The sequence below is a fragment of the Cohnella baijiui genome (genome assembly GCF_020731285.1).
Classification (GTDB): Bacteria; Bacillota; Bacilli; order Paenibacillales; family Paenibacillaceae; genus Cohnella.
This window is the reverse complement of the sequence record NZ_JAJFOW010000015.1, coordinates 1-23,000: the sequence shown is the minus strand read 5'-3', so window position 1 is coordinate 23,000 and position 23,000 is coordinate 1. Positions and strand designations below refer to the sequence as shown.

Genomic DNA, 23,000 nt, shown 5'->3' with positions numbered 1-23,000 from the left:
TTAAAACACCGTATAATCGGCGTACCGATACGCCAGCCGGTAGGAAATGAAAATGAGCACGAAGCTGATGACCGACTTGAACAATCCCGCGGCCGTCGCGAGCGAGAATTGAAGATTTTGCAGTCCCAACCGGTAAACCCACGTATCGAGAATATCGCCCGTCGAATACACCAGCGGATTGTACAGATTGTAGACCTGATCGAATCCCGCGTTCAGCACGTTGCCAAGGCTTAGTACGCCCAGCAGTACGACGGTCGTCGACAGCGCCGGAAGGGTCACGTGCCGGATGAGCTGCCAACGATTCGCCCCGTCGATGGCGGCCGCTTCATACAGATTCAGGTTGACGCCCGTCAGGGCCGCGAGATAGATGATGGCGTTGTAGCCGAACTCCTTCCACACGTCGGTCCCGATGACCAGCTGGCGGAAGATGCCAGCATCCGCCATAAATAGCTTGGGATGCCCCCCGAACGCCTGAACGATCGTATTCGCGACGCCGTAATAGCCGAAAATGCCGATCACGATCGTCGCCATGATGACCCAGGACAGGAAGTGCGGCAAGTAAACGACCGTCTGAACGAGTTTTTTGAACCGCAAGTGGGTCAGCTCGTTGAGCAAAATCGCAAATACAAGCGGCACCACTAAACCGAGCACGATCTTGCCGACCGCGATAATAAACGTGTTGAGGATCACCGTTCGGCTGTCGCCCAATTGAAACATATATTTGAAATTATCCAGCCCGACCCACTCGGAACGGAATAAGCCTTGTCCCGGATTATAATTTTGGAACGCCATGACGATGCCTAACATCGGCACGATGCTGAACAAGATCAACCAAATCATGCCGGGAAGCAGCATCAAATAATAATGCTTTTGAAGCCCCATTTTCCGCATCGCAGTTGCCCCCAATCATCGGAAAGCTTCCAAAGCTGCAAAAGGCATTGACCCCGCCAACGCCTTTTGCAAGCTTCGCGCGTTATTTTTTGAGAAGTTCCGCCACTTCCTTGGTAATCTCGTCTCCGCCCTGCGCCTTCCAGTTTTTCACGAAGGTGTCGAACGAATCGACGGACGCTTGGCCCAGGATGATTTTCAGGACGGTCTCGTCCTCCATCTTCTTCAGGTTCGCCCACTTCGTTTCCATCGTCGGCGTTTGATTGTAAGTGACGCTGTATACCTTCTTGTCGATTGGCGTGGTCGCGTACGGACGGTCCCCGATCAGGAGCGAGTACATCCGCTGGAAGTCGCCGAAGTTGGTCATGTTGAAGTTGCTGACGCTCAGGTCGTCGAATGGCGCCTTCACGACGCTCTGCACTTTCTTCGCATCCGAGTACATCAACTTGTACAAGCTGTTCGGCTTGTTGTAATCTTCGGGCTTGGTCTCGCCTTTCAGCACTTTGAGCAGCTCGGCATATTCGTATTCCGTCTCATTGGCCGCCGCCATGACGTTGCGCAGCGGATACCAGCCTACGGCGACGGAGAGGTCGAACGTCGACTCGTCGCGGACAAGCGCGTTGTTCATCACGAGAATGGCCTTGACGACGTCCGGCTTCGCGTTTTTGCTGATCAGGGTATAGGTGCTTCCCGTGGTCTTCATATGCGCGTTCCATTTGCCATCGTCCGAGTACACGGGATAGGCCTGCCAGTTGGCGGTCGGATCGTTCTTGAAGGAGTCCCCGTTGCCGTAACCGCCGTTCCACCACGGGCCGAAGAAGATGCCCGCCTGGTTCGCGTTGATCGGATCGCCCACGTTGTCGCGGGTGCCTACCTCCGGATCGATGAGTCCTTTCTTGTACCAATCGGCGAGCAAGGTCAGCGTCTTCTTCGTGCTGTCCGTCAGGGTGCCGTAGGTGACCGAGCCGTCCCCGTTATCCAGCCAATATCCCGGATAAGCGTCCATGGCGCCGAACACCGGATCGAATCCGCCCATGTTGTTGGAGGACACGAGGAACGTCGCATAAGGGAATGTATTCTTGGACGGGCCGGCGATGCCGATCGTATTGGCCCCTCCCAACTTGTTGTCGATGAAGGCCTTCGCGGTCTTCTCCACGTCGCTTAGCGTCTTGGGTACCGGCAAATTCAGCTTGTCGAGCCAATCCTTGCGGATCCACATGATGTGGACGCCGTCGGTATCGACCGTAATGTTGGGGAGCGACACCATTTTGCCTTTGTAGCTCGCGTTCTCCATCGCGCGCCCTTGCGTGCTTTCCATGATTTCTTTGACCTGGGAAGAGGCGTACTGCTGGAATAGGTCGGAGATGTCGTAGAGGAGTCCCGAGCTGGCGGCTTTGGTCATAAAGGAGCGGTCGTCGACGACCATCCCGTCCGGCAGCTTGCCCGAAGCGATGGACAGACTGACTTTTTGCTTGTAATCGTTGCCGGTCGCCGCCGTCCAATCCACGATCACATTGATGTTGTACTTTTCCTTGAGATAACGCGTGTATTGGTTGTTGTTGGCGCTGTCGCCCTGCGGCAGCGTCTTGTCTGTCGGATCCACGACCATGCCGACGTGGACGTCGACGGGCTTCGGAAATTTGTAAAACGCTAGATCGTCTCCCGACAATGCCGGCGAACTTTCGGATGAAGGCGCTTTCGTTTCGTTGGATGAGTTGGACGAGCTGGACGAGTTGGATGAATTGGAGGAAGAACAAGCTGCCATGCTGATCGCAAGCCCGGCTGCCAGCAGAACGCTGGCCGTCTTTCTTTTCAATCGAATCCCTCCCTTTAATCTGCTCACCCCCATTGTACCTTGGAGGCTGCTCCCGGAAGTCGGAAGGATGTATCGTGTTGATCGGATAATTCGCGGATCAAGGCGGGTATTTGATCGATTCGCAGCGATCAATCGTCCCCCCTGTGGAACTGGGCGCGGAATTCGGAGGGGTGCAGCCGGTTTTGTTCATAGAAAATGTGCGAGAAATATTTCGAGTCGCCGTACCCGACGGCATTGGCCACCCATGCCACGGAACGATCTGTCTCCCGCAAGAGCCGTTCGGCGGTACGAATCCGCTCTTGCCGCAAATAATCATGAAACGTGGACCCGGTCAGCTTTTTGAAAATTTGGCAAAAGTAGCTTCGGCTCATGTTCACATGCTCGGCGACGTCCTCGGCATGCAGCGGCCTCGCCGCTTGCTCGCGAATGTACAGCACGGCCTTGAGGATGCAGATCGCCGTTGCCGTCAGATCGGTCGATCTCGCAACCTGCGCGTAGATCCGCTTCCGGTATTGACGAATCCGCTCGATCGCCGACCGGAGGTCTTCCGCCTCCAGCCTGAACTCCGCCTCCAGTTGCAGGGCGGCCTCCATCTGCGAGATCACGCGGAGGAACAGCCCCTCCAGACGCCGAACGGACGCGTTCGAAGCTTCGGTTTGCCCGCACAAGCGATCAAAGACGGCTTTGTCATACAGCCAGTAGGGCGAACGCCAGTCTTGCTCCAGCTTCCGCCATTGCGCTTCGTCCGGGGGAGGCGCGTTCCGCTCCGCCTTCTCCGCCGTTGGGCCGATGGAGGCAGGCTGCGCGGACGGGGGCACCGTCATCGGGTGTTCCGGTTCGTTCGCCAGCTTGTGCCGGATGCGCGCCAGGATTTGCTCGTTATCTTCCAGCTCCATGCGCGCTTTGGAAATATAATCGAGAACGCCCATCCGGTAAGCCGCCTGCACATGCTCGAATTCTTCATGAAACGTGAGCATGACGAACCGCAAATCCGGGTACTTGCCGCGCGCCGCCTGGATCAGCTCCAAGCCCGACATCACGGGCATGGAGAGATCCACGAACAGCAGATCTGCGGCCTGCTGATCCAGAAACTCCAGCGCTTTGGCACCGTTCGCCGCTTCTCCGGCGACGGTCATGCCGTGGGCGGACCAGGGCATGATGGAAATCAGGCCTTTGCGCGCGAGCTTATCGTCATCGACAATCAAGACGCGAATCACATCGCATTCTCCTTTCCATAGGGAAGATGCATCGTAACCGTCGTTCCCAGGCTTGGCGTGCTGTCGATGTGCAGGCGCGCTTCGTCCCCGTAAAAGGATTTCAGCATCGATCGGACATACCGCAAGCCGATCCCCCAGCCCGTCTGCTGCGGATCGGGTGGATCGGGCGCTTCGCGCCGCAGCAGTACCAGCATCTCCTGGCTCAGTCCCTTGCCGTCGTCGCGAATGACGACGGTGGCGATATGAGCCGCTTCATCGGGCGAGATGCTGATTTCCAGCTTGCCGTGTTCGTCCAGGCCGTGGCAGACCGCATTCTCTACGATCGGCTGCAGGATGAATCGGGCGACCGGGCAATCGAGATAGCTGCCCTCCACCAGGTCCAGCTTCACTTCGAAGTCGTACCTCATTTGCTGCAGGTCCAGATAGGCGCGCATGACCTTCGTTTCCGTCCGGAGGGTCGCCGTCTCCTGGGATTTCCCTAAATTGTAGTTCAGCAAAAAAATGAGCGAGGAAACGAACTTGTCGATGTCCGCCTGCCGATGCATGACCGCCAGCCAACGAACCGAATTCAGCGCGTTCATCAGAAAATGAGGGTTGATCTGATAGGCGAGCTTCTCGATTTCCAGCTGATGCCGCCGCTTTTCCTTTTGCTCCACGTCGACGATCAATTGCTGAATCTGCCGCTTCATGTGATCGAACTGGTCGAACAGCCTATCGAACTCGGAGATGCCCGTGCGATAGGACATGGCGTCCATATGGCCCTGGCCGAGCGCCTCCATTTCCGATTCGAACATGCGCAGCGGCCGGTTGATCAGACGCAGCAGCAGCAGCGCGATCGACAGCATGATCAACAAGGCGAGGCCGAGGATCAAAAACATGTGGTTTTTCCAAGCGTACAGTTCGTGATTGTAGCTGGTCACGGGAAGCAGGAGGGTCATGCCGTATCCGTTTTCGCTCTCCGCCCGGTTCCATAGGTAGCCGTCCGTTGTGCCCGAGGTTCCCTTCAGGACCAGGCTCCGGCCGGGCGCAAAGACCTCTTGGTTGCTGCTGTACCGCACCTCCCCCTCCCGGTCGGTCAAGACCAGCACGTACGGCATGTTCACGCTGTTGGACAGGGCGTTGATGTCCGTCGCGATATCGGATCTGGCCTCGACGTAAATGACTTTGCGCGTGCCGTCGGAGAAAGCGATTTCACGAGTAACCGAAACAACTTGGTCATCGCTGAACCTGCATAGCGACAAATGCGGCGGCTGATACTGGATATCCGCGTATCCGGCCACGTTGGGCAGAGCGCGCATCGCAAAATCTTCGCGCAGCGGCAGATTCGCATACGCGGCTTGCTTGTCTTCGGGGCTGTAGTACATCACCAGCTCCATGGCCGGATTCGAAAACGTGATCAGCCCGATATTGTAGGAGATGTTGAGCTTCAAGAGATAGCGGCTGTAGGAATCGCTGGCGGAGGAGTACGATTCCATCAAGTGGCCGACGTTGCCTTCCGGCGTCATTTGCTGCGTCACTTGGAGCAGGTTGTTATAGATTTGGGTGAGCTTCATGGATTGCTGGTACAAATCGAAAGCCATGGAGGTTTTGATCTTGTTCTGCTGCATCGTGCTGATGGCGTTGTACGAGACCGCCGCCATTAACACGGAGCAGCCCAAAATACCCGCCGTCAGGAAAACCACGATTCTTTTGCGGAGCGAGGAAATGCCGAAAACGTTGAGCAGCCATTTGCGGAGAACGGTTTTCCCATGAATGGCCTTTGCCGCCAAAGCATCCATCGAACGATTGGTGCGCACGCCCATCACCCCATGGTTGAAGTCCCTTGTTGACGGAAGCGGTCACTCTACTTCATCTTACGTTTCACTGCAAACAGTATTCGGCGCGATTTGGGGATCTCCTGCCGGAGGCGGGGGATTCGGGTGGATGAACGTTTCCTCATGCCCAAGTAAAAACGGCTCCGCCGTCTTCAAGGAAGATGGCGGCACGTTTTTATCGGAGGTCATACAGATATGGATAAGGATAAAACTTATACATTCTGTATGACTCAAAAAAACGCTGGCCGCAGGGGTCAGCGTTTTGAGGATGCGGCGAATGTGGAGTTGTTATTTCATTGCGATCTTAGGCAGATAAACACGGAACGTCGTCCATTGGCCGACTTGGCTCGTCACTTGAATGTCGCCATGGTGCAAATCGACGACACGCTTAACGATAGACAGGCCGATGCCGTTCCCGCCGACGGCTCGATCTCTAGATTTGTCCACCTTGTAAAAGGGTTTAAAAATGTTGCCGATCTCCTCTTCGGAAATGCCCTGCCCGTTGTCGGTGATTGTGATCTCGACGCCTCCATCGGCCTCGACGGCCTTTACTTGGATTTTGCCATGATCGGCCGTAAATTTAATGCCGTTGCTGAGCAGATTCGTCCAAAGCTGACTAAGCTTGTCTTCGTCCGCCTGGATTTGGATCTCCGCCAACGCCAGCTCGATCTCCAAATGCTTGGCCGACCACTGCGGCTCGGAGGCAATGACGACGTTGCGGATTTGCTCGTCCAATCGATATGGGCGGATATTCAACGCAAGATGCTCGTATTCCAGCGAAGACAACTGAAGCAAATCTTCGCTCAAACGCGACAACCGGTTGCTCTCCTCTTCGATGATATCGAGCAGTCGCAATCGGCTGGCCTCATCCATTTTCTTATGCTTGAGCGCCTGCGTGAATCCTTTGATAGACGTCAGCGGCGACTGGATCTCGTGGGAGACATCCGAGACAAATTGCCGCCTGATCTTCTCCAGCATTCCCAGCTCGTACGCCATATGGTTGAAGCTTCTGGTCAATTGGCCGATTTCGTCTTTTCGTTTCGTATTCAAACGGATGCTGAAATCGCCTTTGGACATTTTTAGGGTTGCCCGATTCAAATGCTGCAAAGGACGGACGATGAAGCGGGCCGAGACGACGATGAACAAGCTGCCGAAGAACAAAACGATAAGCAGCAGATTTCGAAAAAACCCGGACAGCATTTTCGCAAAGCCGCCAAACTTCGAGGCGATAAACAAGGCATAGGGCTTCCCACCGATCTGGAAGGGAAGGCCGATCGTCATGTGCTCGAATCCATGCTTCTCGGTTTCCCGGTAGACGCCTCCGTTCAGCACGACGCGGAGTTGGTCCGCTCTCACATTGAACTTGTCCTGCGACGGGGCGCCTGTCTCATGCAGCGGCTTTCCCTCTTGGTCGAATAGCCGTATGGAGTAATTCGGAAGCGCAGTGAGTCCCTGGAGCAAGGCATCCAAGTTATTCGGGTAGGATTGTTTGTACGATTGGATGATCGTCTTTCCGCTGGCGATGAGATTCTCCTGCATATACGTTCGAAGCTGGCCAACGTAGAGCGAGCTGTTCAGCATAAAGCTCAGCACCAAGCTGACCAGCACGGATCCCAGGAAGGCAAATATCATCCGCGCATAGAGGGACTTAATCACTGTATACCTCCAGCCGGTAGCCGAGCCCCCGAAGGGTCACGATCTTGAAGTGGTGCTCATACGGGTAAAAACGTTCTCTGAGCCGCTTCACGTGCGTATCGATCGTCCGCGAGTCCCCGTCGTATTCATAGCCCCATATTCGTTCAATGAGCGCATCGCGCGTGAACAGCTTGCCCGGATGGCTCGCGAGCGTAAAGAGCAGCTCGAATTCCTTCAAGGGAATCGTTTCGCTAAGCCCGGAATCCTTGTACCGAATTTGATAGCTCGTTTGGTCAAGCGTAACGCTGCCCAGCTTGACAATCTTCGAGATCGAGATCCGATATCGTTTGAGCAGCGCTTTGACGCGCATCACCAGTTCCATCGGCTCGAAGGGCTTAACCAAATAATCGTCGGTTCCTAGCTGGAAGCCTTTGATCCTCTCCATGGGTTCCCCTTTGGCCGTAATCATCAGAATCGGCTTGTCCCCGGCCTCCCGGAGCCGGCGGCATAATTCCCATCCGTCCATGCGGGGCATCATGATGTCGAGAACGACCAAGTCGACCGTTTGATTGTTGTAATATTGCCAGGCTTCCTCTCCGTTAGCCTTCTCTACGACCTCCATGCCTTCGTCTTCCAGATACAGCCGGACGAGCTCCCGGATATGCGCCTCGTCGTCCACGACCATAACGGTGGTCATCGGGTTAGCCTCCTATCCTCATTATCCGCTGCGGGAGCGTCCATGCGAAGGCTTGCATCCTTGTAATACCTGCAATACGGCGACCGCAAGCACGATGAGAACAAACGGCATCAATGCGACCTCGATGCCTTGTTTTTCCGGCACATGCAATCCAAGGACACTAGCCATGAGAACAATCAGCACGCCAGCCGTGACGGACGCTGCGCGCAGCAGCTTGAAACGGGGCTTCGTCCCCGTCGAATTCAGCCGCTTCTTCATCATGAATCCTCTCCTCCCGTTTCTCAAGTAAAAACGGCTCCGCCGTCATGACCAAGGACAAACGAGCTTCGGTTGAAGCTCATCTGTCCTCGCCGCAATCGCAACCTTAGAATGATTCGATTTCTTTCGCTTTACGCCGTTTCCATGCCATCTCATAAATGACGGGGATGACGACCAGCGTGAGAATCGTGGAAGTAAACAGCCCGCCGATGACCGTAATCGCCAGACCGCCGGAGATGAGACTCGTCGAGGAGCCCGAGAGCGCGAGCGGAACCAAGGCCAGCATGGTCGCGAACGCGGTCATCAGAATCGGACGAAGACGGGTTTTGGACGCCTCCACGATCGCTTCGGTAATCGGCATGCCGGACTTGCGATTCTTCTCGACCCGGTCCAGCAGGACGACCGCATTCGTGACAACGATTCCGACGAGCATCAGCATCCCGATCATCCCGCTCATCGACAACGCTTGCCCGGTGATCAGCAGCGCGCTAAGCGAACCGACCGGAATGAACACGAGCGAGCACAGGATGATAAGCGGCGTCAACAGCCCGCCGAACGTCATGCTCATCACGAGAAAGACAAGCGCGACCGCCGACGCCATCGCGATACCTATGCTCGCGAAGCCTTCATTAATCATTTTCAGGCCGCCGCCGAAATTCAGCGTTACGCTGCTTGGCAGCGACAGGCTTTTGATATCGTCTTGGACTTTCTTGGTCACTACGGATACCTGATCGCCACTTTTGACCGTACCGCTAATCTTGGCATACATCTTGCCATCGTCATGATTCACCGTGATCCAAGCTTTCTGCTCCGCAATATCGGCGACATCCTTAAGCTTCTTCATCCCGCTTGCGGTCAGGATTTGAACGTTCTCCAATTCCTCTCGGGTGGCGATGGGCTGCCGATAGGACAAAGTGATGGCCCGGTCTTCGTTGTCGAGCTTGTACGTGCCCGCATCAACCGGACGCAGCAATTCGCTTACGGTCTGCATGATCAGATAGGGGCTGACATTGGCGTCTTGGCCTTCCTGATTAAGCGTCAGCACCCATTTCGGCGTCACTTCGTCCATATTGTTCGAGACATCCTTCAAGTCGCCGTTTTGCTTCATCAGATCTTCGACTTGTTTGGATGCGCTGGCCAATTCATCCGCGTTCTCGGAATAGAGGCCCACGTCGATATTGTCGCCCGTCGGCGCCCCTTGCTGCGCACCTGCCCGAACGTTAAGCTTCGTATCCGGCACTTGCGCATTCACGAGCGCCGGGAGCTCGGCGTTCAATCGGTCGACGATGGGATTCATATCGGTTCCTTCCGAGAATTGGGCCGTTACGGTGGCTTTGTTCTTGCCGCCGGAGGATCGCAACGGATTTTTCCCCGAGCCGCCTATCGACACCTCATAGCTCTCGATGCCGGACATCCCTTTCAGATAGCTTTCCACTTGGGCGCCGACTTGATCGGTCTGCTCCATGCCGCTCTTCGAGGGCAGGGTAAGATCGATCGTTGCCGTCGGAATCGAGGCCCCCGGAATGAAGGCCACCCCCAGCAGCGGAATGATGCTAAGCGAGCCGATTAACAGCACGACAGCCGTGCCGAGCACGATCGCTTTGCGCTTCAAAGCGCCTCGGATGATCTTCTCGAATCCGTTGGCCATCCGGCTGACCTGATGATGCGGCTTCACGCTGCGGAAGAAACGGCTCCCCATCACCGGAATGAGCATCATCGCCACAAGCAGGGAGGTCAGGATCGAAATGACGACCGCAAGCGAGAACGGCCGGAAAAACTCCCCGATAATCCCGCTGACAAAGGCAAGCGGCGCAAATACGACAACCGTCGCCACGGTAGACGAAGCGACCGCGCCGATGACCTCCCGGGTCGCCTTGTAAGCCAGCTCTTTGCCTTGGAGCTGGTCTCCCTTCTCCTGACGCCATCTATAAATATTCTCGATCACGACAATGCTGTCGTCCACGATCCGTCCGATCGAGACGGCAATGCCTCCTAGCGTCATAATATTGAGCGTGTACCCCATCTGGTTCATGATCGCGATCGTCGCGAAAATCGAAATGGGCAGCGAAAGAATCGAAATGAGGGTCGCTCTAACATTCCGCAAAAACAGGAAAATGATAATGACGCAGAACAAAGCGCCGAACAAGCCTTCGCGAACCAGATCGGCAACCGACTTCTTGATCTCGTCTCCCTGGTCGGAGATGACATGGACTTTCATGTCGCCCTTGTCTTCATAGGAAGCCAACAGCGCTTTGACTTCGTCGGAGACGTCTGCCGTGTTCGCATCCTGATCCTTAATGACTTCGACAACGAAGCTAGGTTCTCCGTTGTAGCGGGTGATCTGGTCCTTCGTCGTCACGGTCTTGATCTCGGCGATGTCCGACAGCAAGGTAGCGCCGTTCGCCGCGCTTCCCGGCAATCCGGAAGCAGGGGCCCCCATCCCTTGCGCGCCGGCGGCTCGCAGTTTTAACGCCTCGATCTGCTTTAACGAGCCGACTTTGCCTGTCAGACGGATCGGGATGGTCGTCTCCTCCTGCGTGACCGTGCCGAGCGGGAGGGCATAGTTCAGCGACTGCAGGGCGCTCTGGATGGCGCTTAGGCTGATGCCCTTTTGAGCGGCTTTTTCCCGGTCAACGACGATGTTCAATTGTTCGGACGTCGTCCCCTTCAAGGCGACGGAGCTGACGCCGTCCAGCTTCTGCATGTCGGGAACGACTTCTCCCTCCAGCTTCTTCGCCAATGCCTGCGGGTCTCCACTGCCGGAGAAGATCGCGGCCTGATAGATGGGCTGGGCGTTAATCGACAATCGCTGAACGTTGACTTTCGCATTCGCGGGCAAATTCAGCTTATGGACGGCGGCTTCCACATCGCCGGACAGCTTGTCCATATTCGAGCCGAACGGGAATTGGATCACGATGCTCGCGGCGTTCTCCGACGAAGTGCTGGTAAGGGAGTCATAGCCCTTAATGCTCTTCATACTGTCTTCTATTGGCCTAGCGACGCTCGTCTCCATCTCCTCTGTCGACGCGCCCGGCTGCACGACTTGGACAAAGACCGCCGGAAACTCCAAATCCGGGAACGTCTGCTGCTTGATTTGCGTAGCCGAATAGAATCCGTACCCCAATATAAGCAAACATAAGATAACGACTGCAACGCCATTTTTCAAGCTGATTCTGGTCAACCCGCTCAATTGCGTTCTCTCCTCTCCTCTATCTGGAGTGCATTATACAATTCCAATTTGTACGGAGTGTGTACTGGAGAGGACGAATGAAGAGGATGAAATACGCGTCTAGGGCGGTTCGCCATCGGGTTTGGCAAAACATTCACGCGAATTTATCTGCAGTCGTGAGACAGACGGTAAAAAAGCCGACCTTATGCGGTCGGCTTCATGCTTGCTGAGAAGGGGATTATTATATTCACAATTGAAATGGCTACAATCAAAGGTCACTAGAAGAAGCCACGCGCTGCGGCTCCCCCGGGCTTCTTCTGATCAGAAAGAAGTAAGCCAGCATCGCCGCGAGGCTCGTCAACAAAATAATGACGCCCAGCGGCACGGCGGTGTCTTCGCCCGCAATGCCGACCAGCGGGGAGACGACCGCTCCGAGCAAGAAGGGAATGACGCCTAGCAGCGCGGCGGCGCTGCCCGCCATATGGCTCTGGCTCTCCATGGCAAGCGGGAATGCCGCCGTGGAGGTAATGCCGATCGCCCCCACGAAGAAAAACAGCGGAATCACCAAGGCGAAAAGCGGTCCATGGACAGTGACCACCACCAAGACCATGATGCTGGCCAAGCAGGCAAGCCATAGGCCGAACAACAGAAAGGCGCGTTCGGATATGCGGTGCGTCATCCGTCCGACCAATTGGGAGCCGATGATCAAGCTGATGCCGTTCGATCCGAACAAAAAGGCGAACAAGGTCGGCGATGCCCCGTAAATATTTTGATAGATAAAAGGCGTTCCCGAAACATAGGCGAAGACGCCGGCGATCATAATGCCCTGTGCCAGCATGTAGCCGACAAACTGGCGATCCCGCAAGAGCATGCCGTAATTCCGCAGCTGCTGCACGAAATTGCTGGGCGTGCGCTGATCGGCGGGCAACGTCTCCTGCAGCCCCCATTTCGTCATCGTCCACAGGCAGATGCCCAGCAGCGTCAGCGAGATAAACACGCCGATCCACGTCGTGAAAGAGAGGATTCCGCTGCCTGTAACCGGCGCCACGAGCGGACCCAAATTCCCGACGAGCACGAGCAATGAGAAAAATCGGGTAAGCTCGTGACCGCTGTACAGGTCGCGCGCGATCGCGCGGGAAATGACAATGCCCGCCGAAGCGGAAAATCCCTGTATGAACCGGCATGCGATCAACAGCCATATATTCGGGGACAACGCGCAAGCCAACGAGGCCGCGGCATAGACGGCCATGGAGATCAGCAGCGGGTTGCGTCTGCCGTGGACGTCGCTCAGCGAACCCATGACGATCTGGCCGATGCCCAGTCCGAGCAAACAAGCGGTCAGGCTGAGCTGTACGAGCGAAGCTGTCGTATCGAATTGCTTTACGATCTCCGGAAACGCCGGCAAATACATATCGATGGTAAAAGGGCCGAGCGTCGAAAACAAGCCTAGCAGCAATGCTAGCCTAACAGCCGAACGGTTCTTGTTGGTCGTCATCAAGTGTGGCTCCTATTCTCCTATCCATCTGTATAACTCTTTATCTCTTTTTCTCTATATTTCTATTTATTGCATTCGAATCGTACGAGGCTTTGTAGATTCGAAGCGTAGAGTCTGTTGTCCATCCTATCACAACTGTACCGTTTTCGGCAACAGATGATGGGGGGGATGATGTGCTTGCTAAAAAGACCGCTTCCCGGTAGATTACCTTGAAACGGCCGCACTTCAAAGTCTTTGATATTCGATTTATACTAGCATGTTATATCTGGCAGGCCCTCTAAATACCTCCCGAACATGCCACTCGATAAACGTTTCCTTCGGCGAATAGATCGGACGAATAGGTGCCCGGATACGTCTTCCATGAAATCTCATCAGCCACTCTTCGAAACCTTGCGTTCCATGCGCTTCCTCGGCAACGAGCATTTCCCGTTCCCCGGTTATCGTAAACACTCCACGGTCGAACAGTTTGTGATGCAGTGCGCACAAAGCAAGCGCAAAACGGTCTGGTTCTGCTGTAGCTGAGCCAGTGCAAGAAGCAGCAGCAACGGCTTGTGTGGAGCCCGTTGGCCGTTCTTTTTCCATATCGAAAGGTTAGCGATCCTCTTCCGCAGTTCCTCATCTTTCATTTAATATACCCCTGGGATTGTCTGCTGACGTAATGCATGCCGATATCCCTTTATTCGACAGTCAGCAGGAAATAACCTCCATTTACCCTGTTGTACAACTAGAAGACTTTCTTGAGTTATTCCTCCACAAGCATGGCCCCACAGTACTCCTTCGCAGTTGTTGTATAATATTTTAGTCATTATGTTAAAAATAATTTACAGTATAACAAAAATAAATTACAATGACATCAGAGGTGATCAGATGGAAATTAACGGAGAGTTGGAAAATAAACTGCATATTTTGCGGGCAACCCGCAAGTGGTCCCAGCAAGAAGTCGCCGACCGGTTAGGTGTGAGCAGGCAAACCATTGCTTCAATCGAGGTGAACCGATACAACCCCTCGCTAATACTCGCCTTTAAGATTTCACGATTGTTTGGAGTCGACGTCAATGAAGTGTTTCAATATACGGAAATTACCGAGGAGGATGAGAACTGATGAAGTGGATCGAGAGCGGAGTGTGGATGCTAGCCCTTATCGCATGCACGATAAATGTGATTTACTTGACTAAGTTTAGGAAAAGTGAAAGTAAAGATGAACGAGGATCCCAGATCAGCGGACGCTCTGCCATATACTCATTCTCTGTTTTAAGCGGGCTTATTTCTTTTTTGATCTTATTCGATCTTGCATTCGGTTTTACAGCTGAACTTTACAAGTTATCCATTGGATGTATATTGATGATATCTAACGTATTTTCCGTTATTTCTCACAACTACATACGCAAGCAATATTAGACTTCAATTTTAAAATCAACTGTTCTCAGAGGAGGATCCTACACGGCCAACGATATATAGGCGGCTATATAGCTATGAAATCCTCGCTGCAGATACATCCTCATTTTAGACCAAATATACAAATAGAGACCGTCACAAACCGGTCTCTTATCCTTTAATCCTTATACGGATCGAACTGTCCGCTCCTGCCATGCACACCCCGATCGGCTTCAGTACATGCAGCACGTCAATCGTCTCTGAGTGCGCATCCAGCACGTCAATCGTCTCTGAGTGCGCATCCAGCACCTCATCCGTCTCACTACACGCGTACCCATAGTCTGATGTCCACGAAGTTGCAAAACATCCTGTCGGTCGAGGAGCCCGTTCTGTCCGTGGAGCGGGTTGCAGCCATTAGGATTCGGATGCCCCATACCTGCATAATACATCATAAACGTCTTTCGATCCGGATGCTTTCTCCGGAACTGCAGCCCCTGCTTTTATTAAGGCTTCCACAACCGCGGCATGTGTTCCTCGCCGGCGGTGAGGACAATGTATGGAACCATGGACAGTGCTATCCAACGGCGTTCCTCCGTATTCGTTTCGTTTCGAAAGCGAAGCGCCATGCGAAGTTAGCACACGGACCGTTTCAATGTGTCCAAACCACCCCGCGATATGCAGTGCGGTTCCTTCTTCTTTTTTTACCGAACGATCAAAGCCTGTTTCCAGCATTAGATTCACGGACTCGGCCTTATTGAGCTCCGCAAATTCCAGAAGCATGATCCTGTCATTATAAGTCAGGGTTGAAAGCGCAACAGGTTCATCCTTTATGATTTTTAACACTTCTGCCTTGTTCGCAGTGGCGTACGCTCCAATAAGAGAGTCGATCCTATCGATATCGGTGAATGCACCGTGTATGCGCAGGATGTCGGCAAGATCGGCCCGTCCATATCGTACAGCCAACATATAAGGCGTTTTACCGTCAGGCCTGCTTGCATTCACTTCCGCGCCGAATTGAATCAAGAGCTCGATCGTCGAAGGCGACCGCCCCCGAATGACGGCCCAGTGGAGGGAAGTACCATGGTCCCCCAACGTCCGGTTCGGATCTGCCCCATGTTCCATAAACCACTTCACGCCGAAGTAATCATCAAAATCGAGCTTCCGGAATAATGCGGGGGTAGCATTTAGATTTACGCCATACTGGTATAACAAATCCAAGCATTCATGACTTGGCAATTCTGCCGCATGGTACAAGGACTCCCCATCATTCGGATCGGCTCCTGCTTCAAGCAGCACCTTGGCTACTGCCGCATTCCCTGCTATTCCTACCGTACCGTATAATGCACTGAGCTTACGTTTAAAGGAATCATCCTTTTGAACATGGAAAGCATTGGCATTTGCCCCGTGTTCAAGCAGCAGCTCGGCCGTCTGAACGAATCGTTCGTTGTGAGAAGGATTCTTTAAAAAACAGGAGAAGCATAAATAAAGTAACGGCTCCCAGCCTTCCGGACCTCCCGACTTGGCAGCAAGAGCGCGATCCCGCATCAACATATCGCCAACGATTTCAGCTTCTCCTAGCGCCGCGGCGGCAAAGATGCTGATTTGGGGGATGTCTTTATTGGCGGTTATAATGGTCCTTGCCTTTTCCTCATTTCCGTTAATGACTGCAATTAGAAATTCATGCAGCCAATCTTTGTTAGCTTCCATTTCAATCACTCCGATTATGTTTTTAATCTTTTCCGAATAACTTCCCTCTCCGTATCCGGCTACTCTTTCAGCCTCTTTTATAGCCTGGACGACACTTTGCATGTGTGCGATTTTTTCCTCCATCCATTCCCGCTGCATGGCCAGGAGTGCATTTACATTCGTATCTTGCATCCGCGTGATGCTGATAATCTGTTCAAGCGAAAATCCAATAAACTTTAGCGTCACAATTTGTTGCAGCTTCACAAGATCGTCATCGGTATAATGACGTTGGCCTGCGTTGGATATTGCACTGGGCTTTAATAATCCGATGCGGTCATAATAACGTAACGTACGGGCCGTAACTCCTGACATCTCCGCAAACTGGCCGGTGCGATAATACATGATTTCATCCTTCATAACTAAAACACCACCGTCCTTTGCCGTCAGCTCATTACCTTCAAGATAACCATAACCAATGACGTAACGTCAAAGACAAGTATGGTAATCAAATAAAATAATGAAGGGCCATCATCCTCATGAGGATGATGGCCCAGATGTATTTTCAACTTGATCCATTCCGCGAACTATTTCAGCTAGTATTACGGCTTGATTTCTCTCTTTGTCTTTGGCTGAATACAGCAACGTTACAGTGCCTTCGTCCGACCATTTCTGCAATTGCTTTAATATCAAAATTTTCGAATCATCCCCCATGAGCTCTTTTCGATAGCTTTCCTCAAACTCGTCGAGGTTCCCATGCTGATGAAACCGCTCCCTCAATTCGTGACTTGGCGCAACCTCCTTCATCCACTCGTGAATCGCCGCCTTCTCCTGTGAAACGCCTCGCGGCCACAGTCGATCCACTAGAATCCGCTTTCCATCGGACTCCTCAAGGGGATCATAGATGCGCTTTACACGAATCATCCTTGTCACCCTCACCCGTTCTTGATCTCATCCGATGTTTATTATAAAGCAAAAAAAACGACTTATGCCACGTCAATCCTGCTGCAAAACCGGTCGGGCAGCCTGACCCTATCACCGCCTGTATTCAGGATACGATCAACTCCAATTGATAAGCGACAGACGCTCCGGGCTCCAGCATAAGAGGCCCGCCCCGTTCCGATTCCACGGCGCGACCTTCCACTTTGCAATTGGACGGCTCTAGACCAAGAACATGCTCACCTGCTCCGGGCATCCGCCACTGAACCAGTATCGGCAGCGTATCCGCCGACCAGCGCAGCTTTACCGTAGCCGGATGCGTGGTACCACCCGCAGGAAAGGCCGGGTTGTGCAGGCTCGCCTCCGCCATGCCATCCGAACTTTCGGCTTCTTTTCGGAGATGGTGATAGTAGACGGATTCGGACACTCCTGTTCTTGGCGTTTCCCAAGTGGTACAGTGGCTCAGCGGAGCATGGGTGTCGCGCGCATCGCTGTCGGCGAAAGGAAGCTTGATGACCGTCTGTTCCCCCAGCAGCGGAAACCCGAAGTTAAAATGGTAGAGCATCATGTGCGGGGCTGGGCGAAAGCCGACATTTTCAACCCGGTCCTGAATGAGAATCCGGTTCTCGCCCAGTCGGCCGGAGATATCGCGCGTCAATCTAAGCTGGCTTCCAAACACGGCCGTTTCCTCTACCATGCCGGACACGCTCCACTCCAGCTCGTCGCCTATCCACTCTTCGCGGAGGCAAACATGCCTTGCCGGTGTATGGTGAGCCCTTCCATGCAAGCCGTAGCTTCCTGAAGCGTCTTCGGAAGGCGAACCGACGTGGGTAAGACCGCAGGTCATGAGAAGGCCTCCGGACGCCGTTCGGAGCCACCCCGCTCCTTCCGGTTCGTAATACATAGGATGAACGTCGCCGTTCGGAGATTGCCAGGAGACCGGCGCCCCCCATATTTCCGTGTACGAAATATCCAGTCCTTTGGAAGGAACGGTGTCGAAGGCGAGTCCAGCTCCTGTCCGCACCCGGACGATCTCCGTTCCCGCTTCCTTCCCTTCCGTCAGCGTCATCCGTCTGACCCCGCCGATCTGCCCGATATGGCCCACGCGGGCTTCCAGCTCCCGGCGTGTCCAGTTCCGACCATACAGCCGCATTAACATATCCCTCCCTCGCTTTAAGCGACCTCGTCCTCGATAAATTTGTTTGATTAATACATTTCAAAAGTTATATTCGAACATTATCATAAAACAAACAACACGGTTTGCCTACGGAGTGTATGAATTTTTCTTTGCGCGAAAAGCTACGCCCACAAAAAAACGTCGATTTTTCACAATACGCCTGGTGGTGTTCTTTGTTATAATCTCGCTTAGAACTTCCATAAGTGAAGACTCCTATGCTTACAAGTGAAACATTGGTGGGAGACACTCTTCTACGAAGCCTGTTCTCGTAGAACATAAGATGAGGTGAGGTGCACCATGGAAGGAGTTGGTACAGTTCGTCATAAACAGATGTCATCGCTTGATCAGAAGACGTTTAAATATGCCAAATCAATAACGCTTTTCGCCTTGGAGTGAGGGATCCTTAATTTGAAAAAATTGGGCGGTTTCTACTAATCATAAACAAACAAAACCCACCAGTAAAGATAAGGCGAAGGGAATATAGGATTCTCGATTGAACTTGCTGACGAAGCTTACTCGACGAAACAGAGCCAGTCGCAGTAGAACGAATAAAAGAGCAGCGAGGTCATCCCTCCTGCTCTTCATGTTACATCCTCAGACTCAACGCAGTCCCTTCAACAACCTCTTAACATCCATCACGAACAGTCTTCCTAGAAGGCCCAATTCCCTTGTCGGAAGACAGGCTCGATGGTTCCGTCAGGAAGTTCTCCATCCACATCAAGATTCGCGCAGCCGATCATAAAGTCTACATGCGTAAGACTTATATTAGCGCCCCGCTCCAGAAGCTCTTCGCCGGATAGCTTCGTCCCGCCTTCCAGGTTAACGGGATAAGCACTTCCAAGCGCCAAATGACAGGAAGCATTCTCGTCAATGCCCGTATTGTAAAATACTCTGTTCAGATTGGAGATCGGGGAATCATGCGGCACTAAGGCCACCTCACCGAGATAGGATGCACCTTCATCCGTATCCAGCAAAGAGGTCAGATGTTCCCGACCCGACTCGGCCTCATAAGCCGCCACTTTGCCGTCCCTGAACGTAAAGGTGATGCCTTCGACAAGTCTGCCGTTCAAATTGAGGGGCTTGGTGCTCTTGACCGTCCCATTCACGCCGGTACGATGAGGCATGGTATACACTTCTTCGGTTGGCATATTCGCGACGAAGTATATCCCCTTCTCATTCTCGCCGCCACCGCCAAGCCAAATATGTCTCTCGGGCAACTCCACGCGCAGATCCGTTCCCGGCGCTCGAAAGTGGAGACTTCTGTAGCCTTTCGCATTCAACAGATTCTGCCTCAGCTTCAATTGATCAATATGCTCACGCCAAGCGGAAATCGGATCGTCTGTATTCACGCGTACCATTTGGAAAATCGCTTCCCACATCGCATCCACTCGCTGCTCCTCCGGAAGATCGGCGAACACTCTATTTGCCCACGCGCGAGTAGGCGCTTTGATCAGCGACCAACTGATTTTACTGTTTCGAGTATACGTTGAATATTCCTTTCTTGCGATAGCCGCAGACTTAACTGCCGCCGATACTTTAGAAGATTCGATCCCTTGGAACAAATCCGGATTAGGCACCTTAATATGCAGGATCGCTCCGCCCTCTTCGGCAAAATGCACCATGCTGTCTGCCAACCATTGCGGATAATAATCGAACGAATCGTCCGACGCCTTCTCATATCTAATTCGAGTAATCTCGTCGTCATCCCATTCCACAATTACATATTTCGCTCCAACCTCGTAGGCTTTTGCTACAATTAACCGAGTTAATTCAGCCGTTTCAATCGGGGCATGCACGATCAGCACTTGCCCAACTTGAATATTCACCCCAACCCTAATGACCAATTCTGCATACTTGTTTAACATCAGTTCAAATGTCTTCATTCGCGATCTCCTTTTAAATCCTTCCTAACTATATCTTAACCAACGCCAGTAACAAAACAAGCTTTGAAAAAGCAAAATCCACAACTTTGCGGGGTCCCCATTTATCGCTCCCTGCGCGCGGTCGAACCTTTCTGCCGAGGGTACTATTTTTGGGTGCCGCATAGCAAGCTTGGCTGTCAAGTCCGAACGGTCTCAGGTAAAATAGCATTCCAAATCGTTAGTTACTCTTCACGATGGACCGCACTTTTTAGGAGAGCCCTGCCCCTAATATTTGCAAAATGAACCCAGTGCCGAGTAGCTACTGGGTTTGTTGAATTTTAGGGCCATATTTCCATATATCAGTAAGTTCATTTGCCGTTCAGCCAATCCGCAAACCTCTGCAAACCGGTAGCCAAATCAACCTTGGGGGCATAGCCAAGCAAATCCCACGACTTTTCAAGACTCGCCCAAGTTCGCGGCACATCGCCAACCTGCTCCGGCAGCCAGCGGATGATCGCCTTTTTGCCCAGCACGCGTTCAATACCCTCGACCAGCTCCGATAACTTCGCCGGATTGTCATTGCCGAGGTTAAACACATCATAGCCGGAGCTGCAGTAATCGATCGCCGAACGAATGCCGCTGACGGTATCGGACACATACGTATAGTCCCGCGAAGTCGAGCCATCCCCAAACAAGGTGATCGGCTCGTTGTGCAAAATGCTCCGTGCAAACTTATGAATCGCCAAATCCGGCCGCTGACGCGGTCCATACACCGTAAAAAAGCGCAGCGCCACAATCGGCAGTCCAAAACAATGGCTATAGCTCCGACACAGCGCTTCCCCAGCCTCCTTCGTCGCGCCGTAAGGAGAAGCCTGCTGCAAAATCGGATCGCCTTCGGCAAACGGCACCTTCTCATTCAAGCCGTACACCGAGCTGGACGAAGCAAAAATAAACTTCTTCACCCCGCGCCGAACAGCCGCATCCAGCAAATGCACCGTACCGTTTATATTGACTTCAACATATTGCAGCGGATTCTCGAGCGACGGACGTACCCCCGCCTTTGCCGCGAGATGCACCACAACCTCTGGTTTTTCTTCATCAAAAATGCCGAATATCCGCTCCCGATCGCGAATATCAGCTTCAATAAATTTGTAGTTCGCGGAACCTTGCTGATGAGCAATATTCCGTTCCTTTATATAGCGACTATAAAAAGGGTCAAAATGATCGATCACCGTCACCTCATGACCATCCGCCAAAAGCGAATCCGCCAGATGGCTGCCGATAAATCCCGCCCCGCCAGTGACTAACGTTTTCATGTTGATTCACCTTTCCCTTCCCCCCTAAACACATGTGAAATGCCTTCAGGTTCCGTTTGATAAAAGGTCTATTGGCCACAGGTATAAGTGTTTTGGATACGCGAGAGTAAAAGGGTATAGTCTTGTTCCTTTGCCAGCGCATAGTATAAGACCTTTCATTGTACATTTCTCCTACTCACTTCAATTTTGTCTGCTACTACTTTATGAACAGCCACAATAATGGCTTGGACAATCCGACAAAAAAAAATCGGCCCAGATGGACTGGACCGTGGCACCTGCCGCTACAAAACTTTTCTAGTTACATATGGAATATAGCGTTTTGTATACCTGACTAATTTACACTTGCCCATGTATTCTTTTGTGGATATTGTTTGCGTATGGGAATTTACATTTTTTCTCCTTACACAAACATAATTATATTTCGACACGGAATAAATTTTATATCCTCTTTTTTTGCATCCGCGCAAAAAGGCAACATCGGTACTATGCAGCTTTTTTTCGTTAAACTTGACATTCCTCCACACATATTTCTTAAACGTCAACGTACCGCCCTTAATTCTGTCCAGATATCGGTTTTGTCCGCCTCCTCGATATAACATAAGTGCTTTTTTGGCTTCAAAATATATAAAGCTGGCATTTTTCCCAACGACGGGAACGTTTTTTCTTCGCATTTTATTGACGGATTCTGCCAAATAGTAGCGGCCATAATAATCATCATCGTCGAATTTTGCGATAATGCTATGTTTCGCCCTCTGAATGCCATAATTTAAACATTTGCCCACCTCATATCTCTGAGGGACCCGATAAACAGACACGTTCTTATATTGACTCGCTTTTCTCCTCCACTTGTTAATGTCCATATCATCCCGATTTAAAACAATGATCATTTCTTTATTTTTATAACTTTGCCGTTTATAATTCGCGAATACGTTGTTTATAAATGAAGGCCGCTCCGTACAAACGATTATGGAAACCAACGATTACCATCCCTTTCTCCCCATGGATGAAATTGAATCAATTTTATTTTATGCAATCATTTTTACAAAACAACGGCGGCTGTACCCGATTGTAACCCAATGCATTGTACCGGTTTCGACACAAGAATTTCCTCGATCATCGAATCCAAAAGGATTCAGCAAAGACAAAATACGTAAACGCAAAGTGTTTGGAGCGTACTCCTCCGCTTTGCTCCGTCCGTGCGGAACGGAATCGGGTTCAGCGACGTCCCTCTCGCTCCACGCAAAAAAGCCGACCTCATGCGGTCGGCTTTGATGATGGTGGAGGCGAGGGGAGTATATGATTCCTGATTGAATTTGCTGACGAAGCCTACTCGACGAAGCAGAGCGCAGCGGTGGAATCAGATGCCGTGCTCGTCCGCTTTGCTCCCTGCGCGCGGTCGAACCCCTGTCCTCCTTCGGATACGGTTTCAGCGACGTCCCTCTCGCTCCACGCAAAAAAGCCAGCCTCATGCGGCTGGCTTTGATGATGGTGGAGGCGAGGGGAGTATATGATTCCTGATTGAATTTGCTGACGAAGCCTACTCGACGAAGCAGAGCGCAGCGGTGGAATCAGATGCCGTGCTCGTCCGCTTCGCTCCCTGCGCGCGGTCGAACCCCTGTCCGAAGATAACGGCACACAGGCTTCTACGGGTGTAGTCACGG

At 52.5% G+C, this 23,000-nt stretch carries 17 protein-coding genes and 2 pseudogenes; 1 reads left to right on the top strand and 18 read right to left on the bottom strand.

Features of this window, described 5'->3' with window-relative positions; all coding sequences use genetic code 11:
- From LKX83_RS15540 to LKX83_RS34705, 11 genes and pseudogenes are all read right to left on the bottom strand, one after another.
- Entirely contained in the window at nucleotides 1-891 is an 891-nt protein-coding gene (locus LKX83_RS15540) for an ABC transporter permease (protein WP_227883200.1), read from the bottom strand.
- Nucleotides 892-973: 82 nt separating this feature from the next.
- Nucleotides 974-2,704, bottom strand: coding sequence for an extracellular solute-binding protein (locus LKX83_RS15535; RefSeq protein ID WP_227883199.1), 1,731 nt, complete (start codon nucleotides 2,702-2,704; stop codon nucleotides 974-976).
- A 128-nt stretch (nucleotides 2,705-2,832) separates the two neighbouring features.
- Nucleotides 2,833-3,921 (bottom strand): response regulator, encoded by a 1,089-nt coding sequence (locus tag LKX83_RS15530; protein ID WP_227883198.1) that lies wholly within the window; start codon nucleotides 3,919-3,921, stop codon nucleotides 2,833-2,835.
- Nucleotides 3,918-5,717 (bottom strand): sensor histidine kinase, encoded by a 1,800-nt coding sequence (locus LKX83_RS34410; protein WP_227883197.1) that lies wholly within the window; start codon nucleotides 5,715-5,717, stop codon nucleotides 3,918-3,920. Before LKX83_RS34410 ends, LKX83_RS15530 begins: the two co-directional genes overlap by 4 nt.
- Nucleotides 5,718-6,023: 306 nt before the next feature.
- Complete coding sequence (locus tag LKX83_RS15520; RefSeq protein ID WP_227883196.1) at nucleotides 6,024-7,391, bottom strand: sensor histidine kinase; 1,368 nt, start codon at nucleotides 7,389-7,391, stop codon at nucleotides 6,024-6,026.
- Nucleotides 7,384-8,067 (bottom strand): response regulator transcription factor, encoded by a 684-nt coding sequence (locus LKX83_RS15515; RefSeq protein WP_227883195.1) that lies wholly within the window; start codon nucleotides 8,065-8,067, stop codon nucleotides 7,384-7,386. Before LKX83_RS15515 ends, LKX83_RS15520 begins: the two co-directional genes overlap by 8 nt.
- A gap of 21 nt (nucleotides 8,068-8,088) precedes the next feature.
- On the bottom strand, nucleotides 8,089-8,328 hold the full coding sequence (locus LKX83_RS15510) for a hypothetical protein (protein ID WP_227883194.1): 240 nt from the start codon (nucleotides 8,326-8,328) through the stop codon (nucleotides 8,089-8,091).
- A gap of 103 nt (nucleotides 8,329-8,431) precedes the next feature.
- Entirely contained in the window at nucleotides 8,432-11,515 is a 3,084-nt protein-coding gene (locus tag LKX83_RS15505) for an efflux RND transporter permease subunit (protein WP_227883193.1), read from the bottom strand.
- 247 nt (nucleotides 11,516-11,762) lie between these two features.
- Nucleotides 11,763-12,989: a multidrug effflux MFS transporter gene (locus tag LKX83_RS15500; RefSeq protein WP_227883192.1), complete on the bottom strand. Its 1,227-nt coding sequence runs from the start codon at nucleotides 12,987-12,989 to the stop codon at nucleotides 11,763-11,765.
- Between the two features lie 246 nt (nucleotides 12,990-13,235).
- Nucleotides 13,236-13,481, bottom strand: a pseudogene (locus tag LKX83_RS15495) (phosphorothioated DNA-binding restriction endonuclease); the annotation flags it as partial.
- Nucleotides 13,427-13,615: a hypothetical protein gene (locus tag LKX83_RS34705; RefSeq protein ID WP_465249333.1), complete on the bottom strand. Its 189-nt coding sequence runs from the start codon at nucleotides 13,613-13,615 to the stop codon at nucleotides 13,427-13,429. The pseudogene LKX83_RS15495 and the gene LKX83_RS34705, both read right to left, overlap by 55 nt.
- A 241-nt stretch (nucleotides 13,616-13,856) precedes the next feature.
- On the opposite strand from LKX83_RS34705, the gene LKX83_RS15490 reads away from it, so the two are divergent.
- A complete protein-coding gene (locus LKX83_RS15490) occupies nucleotides 13,857-14,090 on the top strand; it encodes a helix-turn-helix transcriptional regulator (protein ID WP_227883191.1) in 234 nt (77 codons plus the stop codon).
- A gap of 686 nt (nucleotides 14,091-14,776) precedes the next feature.
- On the opposite strand, the gene LKX83_RS15485 is transcribed toward LKX83_RS15490, so the two are convergent.
- The 7 genes and pseudogenes from LKX83_RS15485 to LKX83_RS34400 form a co-directional block, all read right to left on the bottom strand.
- Nucleotides 14,777-16,465, bottom strand: a complete 1,689-nt coding sequence (locus LKX83_RS15485) for an ankyrin repeat domain-containing protein (RefSeq protein WP_227883190.1) — start codon at nucleotides 16,463-16,465, stop codon at nucleotides 14,777-14,779.
- A 117-nt stretch (nucleotides 16,466-16,582) separates the two neighbouring features.
- Nucleotides 16,583-16,969 (bottom strand): DUF488 domain-containing protein, encoded by a 387-nt coding sequence (locus LKX83_RS15480; RefSeq protein ID WP_227883189.1) that lies wholly within the window; start codon nucleotides 16,967-16,969, stop codon nucleotides 16,583-16,585.
- Between the two features lie 124 nt (nucleotides 16,970-17,093).
- Complete coding sequence (locus LKX83_RS15475; RefSeq protein WP_227883188.1) at nucleotides 17,094-18,137, bottom strand: aldose 1-epimerase family protein; 1,044 nt, start codon at nucleotides 18,135-18,137, stop codon at nucleotides 17,094-17,096.
- A gap of 674 nt (nucleotides 18,138-18,811) precedes the next feature.
- On the bottom strand, nucleotides 18,812-20,044 hold the full coding sequence (locus LKX83_RS15470; protein WP_227883187.1) for an aminopeptidase: 1,233 nt from the start codon (nucleotides 20,042-20,044) through the stop codon (nucleotides 18,812-18,814).
- 347 nt (nucleotides 20,045-20,391) lie between these two features.
- Nucleotides 20,392-21,339 carry an SDR family NAD(P)-dependent oxidoreductase gene (locus tag LKX83_RS15465; RefSeq protein ID WP_227883186.1) on the bottom strand — a complete coding sequence of 316 codons (948 nt, stop codon included), beginning with the start codon at nucleotides 21,337-21,339 and terminating at the stop codon, nucleotides 20,392-20,394.
- 58 nt (nucleotides 21,340-21,397) lie between these two features.
- Nucleotides 21,398-21,498 (bottom strand): annotated as a pseudogene (locus LKX83_RS34405) (sugar phosphate nucleotidyltransferase); the annotation flags it as partial.
- A 122-nt stretch (nucleotides 21,499-21,620) separates the two neighbouring features.
- Nucleotides 21,621-22,316: a glycosyltransferase gene (locus LKX83_RS34400; RefSeq protein ID WP_227883185.1), complete on the bottom strand. Its 696-nt coding sequence runs from the start codon at nucleotides 22,314-22,316 to the stop codon at nucleotides 21,621-21,623.
- Between the last annotated feature and the right edge of the window lie 684 nt (nucleotides 22,317-23,000).

Excerpts from the sequence above, each read along its gene's own strand:
- LKX83_RS15540 (WP_227883200.1), bottom strand. The coding sequence starts at position 891 with ATGCGGAAAATGGGGCTTCAAAAGCATTATTATTTGATGCTGCTTCCC.
- LKX83_RS15515 (WP_227883195.1), bottom strand. The coding sequence starts at position 8,067 with ATGACCACCGTTATGGTCGTGGACGACGAGGCGCATATCCGGGAGCTC.
- LKX83_RS15510 (WP_227883194.1), bottom strand. The coding sequence starts at position 8,328 with ATGATGAAGAAGCGGCTGAATTCGACGGGGACGAAGCCCCGTTTCAAG.
- LKX83_RS15500 (WP_227883192.1), bottom strand. The coding sequence starts at position 12,989 with ATGACGACCAACAAGAACCGTTCGGCTGTTAGGCTAGCATTGCTGCTA.
- LKX83_RS34705 (WP_465249333.1), bottom strand. The coding sequence starts at position 13,615 with ATGAAAGATGAGGAACTGCGGAAGAGGATCGCTAACCTTTCGATATGG.
- LKX83_RS15490 (WP_227883191.1), top strand. The coding sequence starts at position 13,857 with ATGGAAATTAACGGAGAGTTGGAAAATAAACTGCATATTTTGCGGGCA.
- LKX83_RS15485 (WP_227883190.1), bottom strand. The coding sequence starts at position 16,465 with ATGAAGGATGAAATCATGTATTATCGCACCGGCCAGTTTGCGGAGATG.
- LKX83_RS15480 (WP_227883189.1), bottom strand. The coding sequence starts at position 16,969 with ATGATTCGTGTAAAGCGCATCTATGATCCCCTTGAGGAGTCCGATGGA.
- LKX83_RS15475 (WP_227883188.1), bottom strand. The coding sequence starts at position 18,137 with ATGCGGCTGTATGGTCGGAACTGGACACGCCGGGAGCTGGAAGCCCGC.
- LKX83_RS15470 (WP_227883187.1), bottom strand. The coding sequence starts at position 20,044 with ATGAAGACATTTGAACTGATGTTAAACAAGTATGCAGAATTGGTCATT.
- LKX83_RS15465 (WP_227883186.1), bottom strand. The coding sequence starts at position 21,339 with ATGAAAACGTTAGTCACTGGCGGGGCGGGATTTATCGGCAGCCATCTG.